Raw genomic sequence first — 16,419 nt, forward strand, 5'->3', positions numbered from 1 at the left:
GGAACGTGGAAAGGCAGACGGGGTTCACGGCGCCTGCACGGCGGCAAAGGCGACGTCGATGGCTGCCAGTTCGTCGGGAGTCAGCATCTGCTGCGTGAGACGGAACACGATGTTGTCTTCCTTGTAGATGTGTTTCTGAAAGGCGCGGACCAACTGCTTTCCGGCCAAACGAACGGCTTCAGGCGCGCCCGGGGCGCCCGCCTCCCAATGATCTACCTCGTCTGCGAAGCGATCGACCAACTTGCGCAGCACGCCATGTTCTTCGGTGAGCACGTACACGGGTCCGCCGACGATGGGGGCATTCTCGGCGGGGAAGACGCGCGAGATCGCGGGAAATAACGCCTGCTCCTCGCGCTTGAAATGGAACCACACCTCGTGAGTGATGAACTCCAATGCGTTCCTGAGCGCGATGGCGGTATCGGGATCGGCCGGGTCAGAGACGGAATCAAGGTTCACGAGCAGTTCTTCAAGACGCCGTGACACCTCTTTATGATCCGCCCGCAGCCGTCCAAGCGCCGTTTCCTGGTCCATAGGTTCGCCCTCCTTGCGTTCATCGGAAAGGACGGATCGCGCAGCCCCGTCATTTGACAAACACGTCACTACGGGGGCTGGTGCCAGGAGAATGGGAGCCTGATGTCTCGCTGGGTTAATGGAGAGCCCGCGGGCCCGCCGGAATTGCCGCGCACTTCAGAACGAGAGAACCCTGTCCGCACGCCCGATCAGATCGTGCAGCGCCTTCATGTCGGACGTCTGGTAAATGTCCGAGGCGCCGAGACCGTGATTCTGGAGGCAGGTGCCGCATGCGAGAACATCGCCGCCCTCGTGGATGAATGCCCGCGCCTTTCCGGGCAGACCAAACCAGCTGTCATCCGCGCGGCCAATCTCAACGGCCTCGCCCATCAGGAAGACGGTCACGGCATCACCGGATGCAAGGGAAAACGCGCCGAGACGAAAGGCATTGCTCATCGTCTCGGCGTTAAGTGAATTGAGAATCAGCGCAAGGTGCATCGGTTCTCCCCGCTACAGCTCAGTTTGCAGGACCTTCTCCAGGACCTTCTTCAGCGTCGCCCGTTCGGCGTCCGTCGCCTCGATGAGCGGGCGGCGCAGGCCGCCGACCGGGAAGCCAACCATCTCGAGCGCCGCCTTGACCAGGATCGGATTCGGCGCGGCAAAGATGCCTTCGAAGATAGGCATCAGGTGGTGGTGTAACGCCACCGCCCGGGCCGGAAGGCCATCGAAATGCGCGGTTACCATCTCCTTGATCTGCGGGCCGACGATATGGGAAGCCACGCTGATGACACCGCTTCCGCCCAGCGCGAGTATCGCGAGCGTCGCGGAGTCGTCGCCGCTGTACAGAGTGAAATCTGGGGGCGTGACCTCCAGATATCGGCTCACCTGATCCATGCTTTTCGCCGCTTCCTTGACGCCGATGATGTTCGGCACGTCGGCGGCCAGACGCCCGAGGGTCTCCGGCTCAAGGTTGCGGGGCGAGCGCGGCGGGATATTGTAAAGGATCACCGGCAGCGATGTCGATTCGGCGACGGTGCGAAAGTGCTGGTAAAGGCCTTCCTGCGGCGGATTGTTGTAGTAGGGTACGACCAGCATGATTCCGTCCACGCCCGCCTTCTCGGCATTACGCGTGAGTTTCTGGCTTTCGTTCGTGGAGTTGGTTCCCCCCCCGGCAACAACGGCTACACGCTTGCCGACCGCCGCAACGACCACCCGGGCCAGAACAGAGTCCTCTTCGTGGGACAGTGTGGGCGATTCGCCGGTCGTGCCGCTTACCACGATACCGTCGCTGCCGCTGTCCGCCAGTCGGTTGGCCAGTTCGGCCGCCCGGTCGTAATCAATCGAACCGTCCTCTTTGAACGGTGTCACCATCGCGGTGAGCATGCGCCCGAACCGCGGTCCTTCTGTGTATAACATTTGGGGCTCTTTCCTTGTGGAGGAAATGGGGAAACGGAGAAATGAGGAAATCGCGACAACCGCGTTACCACATTTCCTCGTTTCCCCATTTCCGCTCTGCGCTGTTATCCGATATAGCCCTGCTCAGCCAGCATCTCCGCGGTGAGCACGCAACCCTTGGCCGCTCCCATCTTGGTGTTGTGGCTCACCAGAACGTATTTGATGCCGTTGGGGAGCGCCGCGTCTTCGCGGATGCGGCCTACCACGGTAGTCATTCCGTCTTCCAGAAGGCGATCCCACTTGGGCTGCGGGCGGAAAGGGTCATCGGTAACGGTGATCATGTTGCACGGGGCGCTCGGAAGGTGCTTTGCCGCTTCGCCATTGAAGGCCACCATCGCCGCTTTGACTTCCGCCGGCGTTGCGTGCTTGTCCAGCGCCACGAACACGCTCTCGGTGTGTCCGTCCTGAACGCCGACGCGCGTACAGGTGCAAGACACGCCGAACGCGCCGTCGTGGATCGCTTCGCCGCTGAAGGCGCCGAGGATCTTTTTCGTCTCGAGCTGGACCTTCTCCTCTTCCTTAGGGATATAGGGGATCACGTTATCCAGGATATCCAGCCCCAGCACGCCGCCGCTGCGGCCCGCACCGGAAATGGCCTGCATAGACGTCATCAGGACGGTCCTGATGCCGAACGCTTCCGCCAATGGCTTCAGCGTGATCGCCAGGCCAACCGTGGTGCAGTTCGGGTTAGGCGTGATGAAGCCCTTCCAGCCGCGCTTCTTCCGTTGAACGTCCAGGAGTTTCGAGTGCTCGGGATTTACATTCGGGATCAGCAGAGGCACGTCATCGTCGTATCGGAACGCCGAGGCCGTGCTGATGACCGGTGTGGTGACCGCGTATTTGGGTTCCAGTATGCGCGCGGTATCCGCCTCCAGCGCTGTGAAGATCACGTCGTAGTCCGCCGCATCGATCTCGGAGGAGAGCAGGACCGTCATGTCCTTGATCTCGGGCTTCGGCTTCTCCTCGCAAAACCACTGCGATGCTCCGTTCGCGGCGCGCGTGGCGTCGCCGTACTTCTTGCCGGCGCTGCGCTCGGATCCGGCGAGCCCGGCGATCTTGATGAACGGATGGTTCTGCAGCGCGACGATAAACTGCTGGCCGACGATCCCCGTCGCCCCAACGATACACGCTTTCAATATCTTCTTAGCCATCTTACTCCTCTAACTCACGCTTGGCGCATAGCCGCCAAACGTCCGACCATATTACCCCACAGGGACTCCCGTTCGTGAGCGCCCCCGACATCATCACGTCTCCAATAACGCGTCGAGCCCGTACACCAGGCCGGAGCGTCCGCCGATCCGCCGGATCCCCAGCACCACACCGGGCATGAACGATGACCGGTCCAGTGTGTCATGCCGAATCGTCAGCGTCTGGCCCTGGCCGCCGAAGATGACCTCCTGGCTGGCCACGAAGCCGGGCATTCGAATACTGTGGACCTTGATGCCCTCGAAGTCGCCGCCGCGGGCTCCTTCAAGGATCACTTTCTGCGTTGCATCGGGCGATGCGCCGGTCCGGGCCGCCGCCACTATCTCGGCGGTTTTCATCGCCGTACCGCTGGGCGCATCGAGCTTCTTATTGTGATGCATCTCGATGATCTCGCAGTCCGGCATGTGGCGGGCGGCCGCCTTAACGAACTGCATCATCAGCACGGCGCCGATCGCAAAGTTCGGCGCCACCAGGCATCGCGCATCGTTTGTTGAGCACAACTGGCGGATCTCCGTGAGATCGGCGTCGGTCAGGCCCGTCGTGCCCACAACGGCGTTGACGCCGTCGCCCAGCACCAACCTGAGGTTATCCATCACGGAAGCCGGTTGCGTGAAGTCCACCACAACGTCCGGGGTTGTCCGGTATAGAGCGTCGGACAAACCGGGCTGCACGTCCACGCCGAGGCGCCCGACCCCGGCCAGAACGCCGGCATCCGTGTCCGGATTCGCTGCCGCAAAGGACGGATCAATAGCGGCGACCACTTCCATGTCGGCCTCGGCCGAGATGGCCCGGACCACTTCACGCCCCATTCGCCCCGCTGCGCCGGTCACCAACACTTTCAACTTGTTTGCCATATGCGTATGTCCCGTCATGTCCAGTGGTGCATCCGGCGTTCACCCCGCCCGTTTCGTAGCGTCATTCCGGCTGCCGGTCCGCCGCCGTCACGCCTCTGCGCTGCCTTCATGCTCCGGCCCGATCACCGTGAGGCTCCATTCGTCCTCGTTCAACACGCGGTCTGCCACAGCCTTCACGTCGTCGTGCGTTACGGACATCACCTTCTCGACAACCTCTTCCATCGGGATGACGCGGTCGAAGTACATCTGCGATTTCGCCATTCGGCTCATACGGCTGCTCATGCTCTCAAGGCTGAGCACCAGCGCGCCCTTGATCTGGTTCTGCGCGCGCTGGAACTCGTCGGCGTTCAAGCCTTCCTTGCGCACGTGCCGGGCTTCCTGCCGGCACAGATCGAGCACGTCATCCAGAGTGTCCGGACTGGTGCCGGCGTAGATGGCGTAAAGGCCGGTATCCGCGTAACTGTGCGGGTAGGAGCCGACGCTGTATGCGAGGCCGCGCTTTTCCCGGATTTCCTGGAAGAGGCGGCTGCTCATTCCGCCGCCCACCGCTGCGTCCATCACCGCGAGGGCGTATTTTGTGTCGTCATATTGGTCGGGCCCCCTCGTTCCGATGCAGAAATGCACCTGTTCGGTGGTCCGCTCGTAGCGTACGTCCCGATTGGAGCCGTTCAAGGGCGCCGAAGGAAGGCTCTCCGCAGTGCCGCGCCGGCTGCCCAGCGTATCCTTGAACAGATCCACCACGTCCGCATGCTTCAGATTGCCCGAAGCCACCACGTATGTGCGGTTCGGCTGGTACCAGCGGTTCATGTATGTTACGAGGTCATCCCTCTCTAACGCGCTGACCGTTTCCGGCGTTCCGATAACCGGCCGGCCGATCGGGTGGTCCGGGAACAGGTTCTGCACGAACAGATCGTGCACAAGTTCGTCCGGGGTATCCTGGTATCGCTTGATCTCCTCGAGGACGACGTTGCGCTCGCGGCCCAGTTCCTCGGGATCGAGCAGCGAGTTCAGGCACATGTCGGCCAACACGTCAGCGGCGACGGGAAGGTGCTCGCTCAGCACACGAGCGTAATAGCACGTGTATTCCTTGTCCGTCCCCGCATTCAGCTGCCCGCCTACAAAATCCAGTTCCTGGGCAATCTGCAGCGCGGAACGCTTTTCGGTCCCTTTGAAGAGCATGTGCTCAATGAAATGGGAGATGCCGTTGTTGCGGGCATCTTCCTCGCGCGACCCCACCTTGAACCACAAGCCCAGACTAACCGACTGGACGTAGGTGACTTCCTCAGTGACGATGGTGACGCCGTTATCGAGTTTCGTGGTTTCAACCATAGTGCGTGTTGGCCCCTCCTCCGGGGCGATTCTGTCAATTACCGGTTCTTTCAATATATGGGCAGGCTCGCAGTATGGGCAAGGCGCAGACCAGGAGGTCGCTACCTTACGGGGCGTGGCGGGCGCGACCTCCGGGGGCAATGTATCGTCTAAGAGTCGATATTCCTGCACGAAAGGGAACAGGCATGAGAACTGAACTGATCCTGGCCGCGGCGCTTATCGCCGGGCTCGCCGCAGCGGCCGCCAACGCCGCCCCACGTACGGACATACCCATCAAACACTTCGTCTACATCATTCAAGAAAACATTACCTTCGACCATTACTTCGGCACTTACCCCGGCGCCGACGGTATTCCGAAAGGCGCCAGATTCGCCTACAAACCGGACGGGCCGAAAGAGGTTGCCCCGTTCCACCTGGCGCAGACTTCCATTCCCCGCGACCTGAACCATTCGTGGCAGGCCGCGCACGTGGCGTACAACGGCGGGAAGATGGACGGGTTCCTGTGGGCGGAATGGCCGCGGGCCCTGGCGTACTATTGGAAAGGAAAACTCCCGGAGCCTGATCCTGAGGACGTCTTCCCGATTCCCGGGATTCCGCGCCAGCCCGTGCGCCGCCCGGCGGCTGCCGCCAGGGGGGCGGTGGGTGAAGGCGCGGCCGTCGCGGGCGGTCAGGCGAACGCCGGAGCGTTGGCCCGCAACACGCCACCGCAGGCGCCGACGCCAAAGTGGGTCCTCAATACCCTTTCGTACTACGACTACCGCGAGATTCCCAACTACTGGGAGTATGCGCGGCGTTTCACTTTGTGCGACGCGTTCTTCTCATCCCTGGCCGGACCCAGCGAGCCGAACCACCTTTACACCGTTGCCGCCCAGTCCGGCGGGCTTGTGAATAACCCCATGCGGGATGTTGCCGGCCAGGAAGGCGTCTACGATTTCCCGACGATGGCCGAGCTGCTCTCCGGTTCCGGCGTGACATGGAAGTATTACGATCAGAAGCCCAACCCGAAGAAGCAATCACTCTGGAACCCACTTCCGGGTTTCAAGGCGTTCCAGAAAGATCCGAAACTGATGGATCACCTCGTATCGCTGGACGAATTCGCCAGGGATATCCAAACCGGTAATCTTCCGGAAGTGTCGTGGATCGTACCCATCGGCGCCGACAGCGAGCATCCGCCGGCAGACTCCGCCCGCGGCATGTGGCATGTGACCGGCCTTGTAAACGAGGTCATGAAGAGCAAGTACTGGGACGATACCGCGATCATCGTGACGTGGGACGATTACGGCGGGTTCTATGACCACGTGAAGCCGCCGACCGTGGACGCGTACGGTTTCGGCCCGCGAGTGCCGGCCCTGGTGATCTCCGCCTGGTCAAAGCCCGGCCACGTGAACCACACGACGTTCGACTTTACCTCACCGCTGAAACTGATCGAGACGAAATTCGGCCTGAAGCCCCTCACGGACCGGGATCGAAAGTCGAAAGACATGCTGAACTGCTTCGACTTCAAACAGAAACCGCTGAACCCGGTCGTCATCACCAGCGACACCAAACTGGACTTCAGCGACTTCGAATTGATGAAGCAGGAACGATGAACGAGGAATCCCGGACTCGGGATTCATCGTTCTCGCGTGGCTTTGACGGAGAACAGCAGCGCGATCTTCCCGTCGTGTTCCTTCAAGCGGTACTGGCCGTCTTCGCATTTCGTCACGAAGGGCGGATGCGGGACGGTTGAGTAGGGAAACTCGTGCAGGAAGTCGATTCGCAGGCCGGCGCCGATGAGGGCGTTCACCACGTCTGCCAGAGTGTGCGCCCAACCGTGCTCAACGCCCTTGATGGGTTCGTCCGTGGCGTACGAGCCAACGACTTCCTCCACCCAGGGCTCATCGGTGTGGAAGTACGGGAAAACCATTTCGAGGTCGGGTTCGCTGCCTTCATAGACGCAGCCCATCGGGTGGAAATCGACGATATGAAACGCGCCGCCGGGTTTGAGGAAATGGGCGATGACCTTCGCCCAGCGGGCAAGGTCCGGCAGCCAATAGATGGCTCCGTACGACGTGAAGACGATGTCAAATGCGCCGGACAGGTTGTTCGGCAGGTCATAGACGTCCGACAGGACGAAGGTTGCCGGAAGGCCGCAGGTTTCGGCGATGGAGCGCGCGGCCTCTATGGCCTTGGGAGAGAAATCCGCGCCTGTTGCGATCGCGCCGAGGCGCGCCCAGGAAAGAGTGTCCAGGCCGAAGTGGCACTGCAGATGGAGGAGCGACTTGCCGGCTACATCGCCAACCTCGTCCAACTCTACGGAGTGCAGACGATTGCCGCCGGCGATGAAGGCCGGCACGTCGTAATGCGGCCCCGAGACGTGCGCCTCCGCCCACTTATCCCACAAATCGCGGTTTGAAGCGATGTAATCGTCCATACGGGAATACTGTCCACAGGGACACAGAGGCACAGAGATTGGACTCTGTGCCTCTGTGTCCCTGTGGTTGCGACTCTTCTTACACCGAATTGCACATGCCGGACTCCAGATACTTGATGGCATCTCTCGCCGAGTAGGAGTCATTCTCGTCCTTCATCAGGTGAGGGAGGAACGAGTAATCATCGCCCAGAGTGACGAGGGGGCGTTCGAAGTCGCCATCCTTGAATACCTGGGGGAGGCCGATATCCGCCATGAGGCCGTTGCAGAGGCATTTGGTCCCTTCCGTCGCCTCCAGCTTTCCGCCCTTCGCGACGTAAACCTCGGTGGGTTCCGCCGAGCAGCGGTAGCCGATGGTCCCATCTTCCTTCTTGTACAGGGATTGCAGGTAGCCGATATCGCAGATGCGGGTGCGCGCCTCGAAGACCCCCTGGTCTGCAAGGGATCCCGGCAGCGCCGCGACCTTGAACGGGAAGCCGGACGAAGATGCGCGGGCATCGGTGACGATGTTCAGTTCCTTGCGGTATGCCGCGCGGCGGAGCTCCTTCCGGATAGCGGGAACCAGACCGGACTCGTCGCACAGCGCGAAGATGCTTCCGGCCTGGATGCCCTGCGCGCCCGTGGCCATCACTTCCTGCCACCGTTCCGGCTTCGCGTATGAGCCGGCCAGCCAGAAGGGCAGGTCAAGCTCGCGCATTTTGGCAAAGTCCACAAGGTCGCGTTCGCCGTAGATGGGTTCGCCGCGTTCGTTGAACTGCGCCTTGCCGCGCGGCGGAGCGTTGTGGCCGCCCGCCGTGGGGCTCTCCACCACGAATCCGTTGACCACCCCTGAGGATTTGTTCTTGAGCATCAGTCCCAGCGTGGCGGACGAGATGATCGCCAGAAACTGCGGACGCTTGAGCGGCGCCGCACCCAGCGGGAGAATGGTGGAAGGGTCGAACGTCGAGCGAAAGTCGTCTTCAGGCCCGGCGCCGTCTACGGAAAGGCGATAGGAGGACGGCTGGTGAAGCGCCAGGGTGTCGAGCGCGCCGGGAATCTGGGTCGGGATGCCGGCGCCCATGAGGACGTAGGCGACGCCCGCCAACATGGCGCCGTACAGCGAAGGCAGGTGCTGCATCTGGATTTTCTCCAGGAGGTTCATGCCCACCGGGTTGTCGTGTCCCTCTCGCGCCAGCCAGACTTCGGTGAAACTCGCGCAGACGCATAGTTCGGTCAGCTCGCGCGGCGGCTTGATGGTGAACTTCGGGAGCTGCCGGAAGCGTTCTTTCGCCGCCCTGCCGGCCTCGACGTAGTACTTCTTGAGCACACGCTGGGCGATCTCGGGCGTCGGAAAGTGCTCCAGGGCGCGCCGCATGTGTCCACCGATATCGCCGTTCTGCAGATTGCGGGCGAAAACCTGCGTGATGCCGACACCCGAGACGACGCCAAGGTGGCCAGTCTTGGACACCTCTCTGGCAAGCCTCCAGCCGGAGACGCCGATACCCATCCCTCCCTGTATCAGGCGGGGATTCCTTGACTCCATATCTTTATCCAACCTCGATCGTGTCCTATGTTACAGGGGCCGCACGCGCAACCCAATGGGGGTGCCATCTGAAATGATGCCGCCCACCCCATTATACGGCATAGAGGGGCTTAAGTACACGGGATTGTGACCGGGGAACTGAGGAAGCCGATGGAGCGTAGGAAAACACGGCCATTCACGAGGCCAAGAGGTCGAACGCCACGGCGGCCGCCGGATGGGTCTATTGCGGAAATGGGGAAACAAACCGGAGCGGTTCGTTTCCCCATTTCTTCATTTGTGGTCCCGTGTCGGGCACGGAGGCCCGACCTACCGGGGATTACTCACCCTTTTTGAGGCGGAAGCGGAAGCCCACCGGGCCCTAAGGATTTGGTTCCAGGCCGGATACCTTGCGGGCGATGCGGACGGCATCCAGGAGGTCTATGGTTCCGCCGGGCAGAATGTCCAGCCGCGTATTGTCGGCTCCAATGGAAGCGAAGTAACCCGACCAAGTGGCGAGGGCTCGTCGGACATCCCCGAGTACAAACGAAGACGGACCGACCACGCCGTACTCGTAGGCGCCCAAGTCCACGTGCGTTCCGATGACCCGTGGCTTGCCGTCCAGATCCAACTGGCCCAACGTTACCACGCTGTCGTCTCCCGCATCAATGCAAGGTGAGCCCGCGAGTAATCGGTAGCCGCCCGCCGTCCGGTTCACGAACAACGGATCCTGGCTGATATTCCCCTGTCCGGTAGGCGGTGTGTAGGCCGAATAGTCCCCTGCCGTGTTGCCGTAGACGTCGTTATGCGAGAACGTGGAGACCGTGTTGCCAAACACGATCACACCGAAGGTGCCATTGTAGGCCACGATGTTGTTGATGAGATTGGCAGTGCCGCCAGGCACGTGTACACCGTCTCCTGCGTTGGACGCGATCGTGTTGTTGGTCAGAGTAGACGTGCCGCGGGTCAGATACACGCCTATGTCTTGATTGCCAATGATAGCGTTGTTGGTGAGAGTGGCCGTGCCGGCGACGTATACGCCAACGCCGCGGTTGTTGTTGACAGTGTTGTTGGCAAGAGAGGCCGTGCCGAGATCGACAACGATGCCGCGATAACGGATGCCACTGACGGAGTTGTTTGTGATGGTTGCTGTAGTGCCGTACACATATACGCCGTAACCACAGTTTCGGATGTGGAAACCGTCCAGGGTGATGTTCAAACAGCGGCAGTTGACCACTTTACTCACGCTATCTCCGCCTCCGTCGAGCACGGTTTCGTTCGCTCGCCAGTCCCTCTGGCTCCGTTGTGTCTCGGTCCCTGTAAAGCCGCCGTACATGGCCACGCCCGCTTGTGGCGTCAGGTCGGTCTCCGAGTACGTTCCCTGCGAAACCCATACTTCGTCGCCGCTGTTCGTGGCCCCGTCGAGTCCCGCTGTGACAGTCAGGAAGGCGGTGGACCATGCCGTCCCGTCATGCACAGATCCCGAGGCGTTCTTGTCAACGTAGACAACGGCGGCGGATGCCGGCAGGGCGGCGACCAGCAGCAATGGCGAGGACTGCACAACCGAAATGAACAGCGAGCGAAGATATCTCATAGCACACCTCACGTGGGTTGGGGACGACCGCAACCCTTGTCAGTCGGCAGAGGGCGTCAGTTATCGGCAGCACTGGAGAGGAGTCTCGGAGAGCCACACGCGAGTGTTCGCGAAGTCCACGCTCTCTTGCTGTAAATCATATCACACCCGGTAGCTTTCTACAACTCGCAATTGGAGTAGTAACGCGGAAATGGGGAAACGACCACGTTGGTTCGTTTCCCAATTTCCCTTCGCGCGTTCCTCGCCCTTTTTGGGGCGGATGCCGAAGCCTACCTGGCCCTACGGGTTTGCTTCCAGCCCGGTCGCCTTGCGCGCGATGCGGATCGCATCGACGAGGTCGATATGGTCAAGGGGTGCCTCCGGGTTACCGTTGGTCGTATCCCACGCGGAGGCTGTGTCCAGTCCTCCGACCAGGTGCAAAGCGTGAACCGTGTCCGTCCACGCATACGGAGCGCCCGCGACATCGAACGGCTCGCTGTCTACGGGTGGTAGGCCCGGGAAGACCGCTCGAAGCACGTAGCCACGCCCGCGCTGGCTCAGGCCAAGCCCCGTGAATGTGGCAACTCCGTTCACGCAGTTCACCGTGGTGGTGCCCGACAGGTATGAGCCGCTCGCGCCGGTTCCCGGCTTCACGAAGATCGTTACGGGGCCGGGGACGTTCATTGCAGCGCCATCTGTGCCACGGACTTGGATAACGGGCTGCGTGGCCAGTGCGGAGCCGGTGCCGACAGCTGGCTGTACCGTGAATAATAGAGCTGCTACCACTGGGTCAGCCGTCACCGCTAGGTTGTGATATGTACCGGCGCTCACATGTCCCACGCCCGTGAGACCCGTTACTCGCACGGGGACTGTGTGCGAGGAGGTTGTTCCGTCGCCCAGCGCTCCCGAAGCGTTGCTCCCCCACGCCCACAACGTGCCGCCCTTTGTGACGGCCAAGCTGTGGGAACCGGCCGCGCTGATTGCCTGTGCGTCGATGAGGCCTGTTACCTGCCCGGGAGTGAGGCGCTGTGTTGTTGATCCGTTCCCCAACTGGCCGTCATAGTTGTACCCCCACGCCCAGACAGTGCCGTCCAGTTTCAGAGCCAGGCTATGATGCCCTCCGGCGCTGACGTCACTAACATCGGTGAGGCCGGCAACGGTTACTGGGGATGATCGCGCGGAAGTCGTTCCGTCGCCTAATTGCCCACTAATATTACCACCCCAAGCCCAGACCGTACCGCCCTGGACGACGGCCAGCGTGTGGTCAAAGCCGGCGCTAATCGCAATGACATTGGTAAGCCCCTGCACAATGGTAGGTTGAGTTCGATTCGTCTTCGTGCCGTCGCCCACCTGGCCGTTTGCATTGTAACCCCAGGCCAGCACAGTTCCGTCCGACTTGACGGCTACAGAGTGGTTCGCGCCAGCACTCACTGTGACGATATCGGTGAGCCCGGGCACGACCATCGGCCTGCCACGATTCGTATTCGTGCCGTCGCCCAACTGGCCGTAATTGTTATTTCCCCAAGCCCAAACTCTGCCGTCACTATCCAGCGCGAGGCAATGCTGGCTTCCGGCGCTCACCGTCTGGACGCCTGTGAGCCCGAGTACGGAGACCGGCGCAAGATGGTCGGCGTAAGTGCCGTCGCCTAACTGGCCGTAGTTATTCCGCCCCCAAGCCCAAACGCCACCTTTGCTATCGACAGCAAAGCTGTTGTAGTCTCCCGCACTCACCCGCGCAGGCTCCGGCACGCCATTTGCCGGAACCGGTACTTGGCGGACGCAGTTGGTGGCGTCGCCCAGGCCCCCACTGCTGTTATCCCCCCACGCCCAAGAGGCGCCATCGTGCGTAACCGCGACGCTGTAGGTCGCACCGGCGCTCACGGCAACCACGCCGGTCAGGCCGGTCACGCGCACCGGAGCGTTACGGAAGGCGGTTGTCCCATCACCCAACTCGCCGTCTCCGTTCCATCCCCACGCCCAGATGGATCCATCTCTCTTCAGCGCCAGCGTGTGATTGTCGCCAGAGCGCACAGCAACGATGTCGGCGAGGCCGGACACTTGAGTTGGAGTGAGGCGACCACCTCCCCATGTCCATACTCTACCGTCGCGGCCCAGCGCAACACTCCCACTCAGGCCAGCGCTAACAGCAGCGATACTAACGAGGGCATTTAGTTTCACCGGCGTGAGACGAGTAATAGTCGTTCTGTCTCCGAGTTGCCCGGCGCCGTTGTACCCCCATGCCCAGACTGCGCCATCCTCTCCAAGTGCCAAACTATGGTACAAGCCGGCGGCCACGGCGACGATGTTAGTTAGCCCGGTCGCTTGAACCGGGGCTTTGCGGTCCGTGGTCGTGCCATCCCCTAGACCGCCGTTCAAGTTCTGCCCCCAGCTCCAGACAGTGCCGTCATCCTTGACCGCGATGCTATGGTACCACCCCGCACACATCGCTACCGCGCCTGTCACGCCGGGGACGCGAACGGGAGTGGCGCGATCCATCGTTGTGCCGTCGCCCAACGCCCCGTAATAGTTATTGCCCCACGCCCAGACGCTCCCATCCTCCGTAAGTGCCAGGCTGTGGGCCCTGCCCGCGCTCACGAAGACAATGCCGGCAAGGCTGGGCAATTTCATCGGTATAGCCGTCTGGGCGGTTGACGTGCCGACACCCAACTCACCGTTATAGTTGGATCCCCATGCCCAAACGGTGCCATCCTGTTTCACTGCAAGGGTGTGGTGAGATCCGGCGGAGATCTGCCTGGCGTTTGTGAGAACAGACTGCGCGGGAGACCAGGCAGGCGAGATCGGTCCACCCGCCTGGCCATATTGGTTGCTGCCCCACGCAGCCACCTGCTGGGATCCAAGGCAGGCGGAAGGGAGCGTAAGGCACCAACCGAGGAAAGCGAGCACGTAGCAGCGAACCATCATGGTGACCTTTCTGGAATCAAGTACTTAGCGCTGATGTCGAATTCGCGCGGCCAGTCTTCATTCGTTACATCAGCGTTGTTTCGCGGCAGGCAACCATCACAATTGTACTCTAACTATCCCCGTCTTGTCGAAATGAGGAAATGGGGAAACAAACCACTCCGGTTCGTTTCCCCATTTCCTCATTGCCTCAATGCCCTGCGCGGTTTACTCACCCTTTTTGGGGCGGAAGCGGAAGCCTACGGGGCCTTCCGGAGCGTCCGGACTCGGAGTGCGCGGTCCACGATCGCCGCCGGGGCGGCCACCGCGATCACCACCACGTCCGCCGCGATCACCGCCGCGTCCGCCGCGGTCGCCGCCGCTGCGCTCGCGTCGCGCTTCGGGCTCGCCGCCGCCACCGGCCGCTTTCGCCTTCTCGCCGGCCTCCTCGAAGCCGGCCATTCCCTTGCGGGTCAGGTTCACGCGTCCCTGGCTGTCGACTTCCTTCACCTTCACCTCAATCACGTCGCCCATTTTTACAACGTCTTCAACGTTGTTCACGCGGACCGGCGCGAGTTCGGAGATGTGGACAAGGCCGTCCTTGCCGGGCAGGATCTCCACGAAGGCGCCGATGGGCATAATCCGCACCACCGTCCCCATGTAGGTTTCGCCGGCTTCGATCGTCTTGGTCAGGCCTTCCACGGCTTTGCGAGCGGCTTCGCCACCCTCGCCGTCAACGCAACTGATGTAGACGGTACCGTCCTGCTCGATGTCGATCTTCGCGCCGGTATCGGCCTGGATCTTCTTGATGACCTTGCCGCCCGGTCCGATGACGGAACCGATCTGCTCCGGGTTGATCTGCATCTTAAAGATGCGGGGGGCGTGCATGCTGAGCTCGGTCTTGGGGACCGAGATCGCCGCGTCCATCACATCCAGTATCTGTAGACGGGCGACCTTCGCCTGATTGATCGCATCGCGGAAAACCTGCTCCGGGATGCCGCCAAGCTTGGTGTCCATCTGGATGGCTGTGATGCCGTTGCGGGTGCCGGCGACTTTGAAGTCCATGTCGCCGCCGAAGTCTTCCATGCCCTGGATGTCCGTGAGCACGGCGAACTTCTCGCCGTCACTCATCAGGCCCATCGCGATTCCGGCCACGTGGGCCTTAATCGGCACGCCTGCGTCCATCAACGCCAGCGACGTTCCGCATGTGGAAGCCATCGAGGAGGAGCCGTTGGACTCCAGCACGTCGGACACCACGCGAAGAACGTAGGGGAAATCCTCAAACTTCGGGAGAACGGCTTTCAGCCCGCGCTCGGCGAGCGCTCCGTGCCCCACTTCGCGACGGCCTGTGCCGCGCAGCGGACGGGCTTCGCCAACGCTGTACGGGGGGAAGTTGTAATGGTGGGTCCAACGCTTCGTCTGGTCGCCCATCAACTGGTCCAGCATCTGCTCGTCGCCGAGGCTTCCCAGTGTGGCCACGGAGAGGACCTGCGTCTGGCCGCGGCTGAACAGCGCGCTGCCGTGCGCCCGGGGCAGGATGCCGATTTCAGCGCTCAAAGCGCGGATTTCGGTGGTCGTCCGTCCGTCCGGTCGCTTGCCCTCTTCAAGGATCAGCGCGCGAACCTGGGATTTGACCAGTTTCTCGACCGCCTCGCCCAGTTCCTTGGCGCGGCCTTCGAACTCCGGTTTCACCATGAGTTCCGCGACGATCTCCTTCTTCATTTCGGAGATCGCGTTTTCGCGCGTGGCCTTGTCCGGATCCTGGATGCTTTTGCGAACCTGAGCTGCGTATGTCTTGACGGCGGTGACCACATCTTCGGCCGGATCCATCGAAACGGGGACGATCTTGGTCTTGCCGATCTTCTTGCGAAGCTCTTCCTGCATGGCGCAGAGTGGTTTTACCTGCTCGTGGCCCCACAGAATGGCAGCCGCCATGTCGTCTTCGGTCACTTCCTCGGCGCCGGCTTCAATCATCAGCACGCTCTCCGCGGTGCCGCAGACAATGAGGTCCAGGTCACTCTCGGCGAGTTGTTCCAGCGTGGGGTTGGCGATGAACTCACCGTTCAGCCGGCCGACACGGACGGCGCCGATGGGACCCTGAAACGGGATATCGGAGATGGTGAGCGCAGCGGAAGCGCCGGTGATGGCGATAACGTCCGCCCAGTTCTCGCCGTCCACGCTCATCACCGTTCCGATGACCTGTACGTCATTGCGGAAGCCTTTGGGGAAGAGCGGCCGGATGGGGCGGTCCATCAAGCGGCAGGTGAGGATGGCTCGCTCACCGGGACGGCCTTCGCGGCGGTGGAATGAACCCGGTATCTTGCCGGCAGCGTAGAAACGCTCTTCGAGGTCACAGGTGAGGGGGAAGAAATCCACTCCTTCGCGGGGCGAGTCGCTCATTGCGGCGGTGCAAAGGATCATCGTGTCGCCGAATCGGGCCATGACGGCGCCGTTGGCTTGCTTGGCAACCTTGCCTGTTTCGAGGCTCAAGGTGGTGCCGTTGAGTTGACACTCAACTTTCTCTATCATATTTGTCTCCTTCAAGACTTCAGGCAGTTCACAACGCCACGGTGGCTCCGGCGCCTTGCCGGATGCCCGCACGGGCGATATGTCCGGCTCCTTGCCGGTTATTGCTGCCTATTTGGAAGGCTGAAGGCTGAAATCCAGGTGCGCTCGATCGGGTGGC

Annotated in this window: 12 protein-coding genes; 1 reads left to right on the forward strand and 11 read right to left on the reverse strand. The window is 61.6% G+C overall.

Annotation, left to right across the window (positions count from 1 at the left end; all coding sequences use genetic code 11):
* Positions 1-24: 24 nt before the first annotated feature.
* From VGM51_01980 to VGM51_02005, 6 genes are all read right to left on the reverse strand, one after another.
* The gene (locus tag VGM51_01980; GenBank protein HEY3411805.1) at positions 25-531 is read right to left on the reverse strand and encodes a hemerythrin domain-containing protein; all 507 of its coding nucleotides are present in this window, start codon (positions 529-531) and stop codon (positions 25-27) included.
* 156 nt (positions 532-687) lie between these two features.
* Positions 688-1,008, reverse strand: a complete 321-nt coding sequence (locus VGM51_01985; protein HEY3411806.1) for a DsrE family protein — start codon at positions 1,006-1,008, stop codon at positions 688-690.
* A 12-nt stretch (positions 1,009-1,020) separates the two neighbouring features.
* Positions 1,021-1,926, reverse strand: coding sequence for a 4-hydroxy-tetrahydrodipicolinate synthase (gene dapA / locus VGM51_01990; GenBank protein ID HEY3411807.1), 906 nt, complete (start codon positions 1,924-1,926; stop codon positions 1,021-1,023).
* A gap of 104 nt (positions 1,927-2,030) precedes the next feature.
* Positions 2,031-3,116, reverse strand: coding sequence for an aspartate-semialdehyde dehydrogenase (gene asd, locus VGM51_01995; protein HEY3411808.1), 1,086 nt, complete (start codon positions 3,114-3,116; stop codon positions 2,031-2,033).
* 93 nt (positions 3,117-3,209) lie between these two features.
* Positions 3,210-4,025, reverse strand: coding sequence for a 4-hydroxy-tetrahydrodipicolinate reductase (gene dapB / locus VGM51_02000; protein ID HEY3411809.1), 816 nt, complete (start codon positions 4,023-4,025; stop codon positions 3,210-3,212).
* 87 nt (positions 4,026-4,112) lie between these two features.
* Positions 4,113-5,354, reverse strand: a complete 1,242-nt coding sequence (locus VGM51_02005; GenBank protein HEY3411810.1) for a pitrilysin family protein — start codon at positions 5,352-5,354, stop codon at positions 4,113-4,115.
* 185 nt (positions 5,355-5,539) lie between these two features.
* On the opposite strand from VGM51_02005, the gene VGM51_02010 reads away from it, so the two are divergent.
* Positions 5,540-6,943, forward strand: coding sequence for an alkaline phosphatase family protein (locus VGM51_02010; protein ID HEY3411811.1), 1,404 nt, complete (start codon positions 5,540-5,542; stop codon positions 6,941-6,943).
* 23 nt (positions 6,944-6,966) lie between these two features.
* Here VGM51_02010 and VGM51_02015 read toward each other — a convergent pair whose 3' ends face one another.
* From VGM51_02015 to VGM51_02035, 5 genes are all read right to left on the reverse strand, one after another.
* Entirely contained in the window at positions 6,967-7,767 is an 801-nt protein-coding gene (locus VGM51_02015) for a class I SAM-dependent methyltransferase (protein ID HEY3411812.1), read from the reverse strand.
* 79 nt (positions 7,768-7,846) lie between these two features.
* Positions 7,847-9,286: a nitronate monooxygenase gene (locus tag VGM51_02020; protein HEY3411813.1), complete on the reverse strand. Its 1,440-nt coding sequence runs from the start codon at positions 9,284-9,286 to the stop codon at positions 7,847-7,849.
* 358 nt (positions 9,287-9,644) lie between these two features.
* Complete coding sequence (locus VGM51_02025) at positions 9,645-10,856, reverse strand: right-handed parallel beta-helix repeat-containing protein (GenBank protein HEY3411814.1); 1,212 nt, start codon at positions 10,854-10,856, stop codon at positions 9,645-9,647.
* Between the two features lie 279 nt (positions 10,857-11,135).
* Entirely contained in the window at positions 11,136-13,757 is a 2,622-nt protein-coding gene (locus tag VGM51_02030) for an RCC1 repeat-containing protein (GenBank protein HEY3411815.1), read from the reverse strand.
* Positions 13,758-13,961: 204 nt separating this feature from the next.
* On the reverse strand, positions 13,962-16,262 hold the full coding sequence (locus VGM51_02035; protein HEY3411816.1) for a polyribonucleotide nucleotidyltransferase: 2,301 nt from the start codon (positions 16,260-16,262) through the stop codon (positions 13,962-13,964).
* Positions 16,263-16,419 lie beyond the last annotated feature (157 nt).

The organism is Armatimonadota bacterium, from assembly GCA_036504095.1.
Lineage (GTDB): Bacteria > Armatimonadota > DTGP01 > JAKQQT01 > JAKQQT01 > DASXUL01.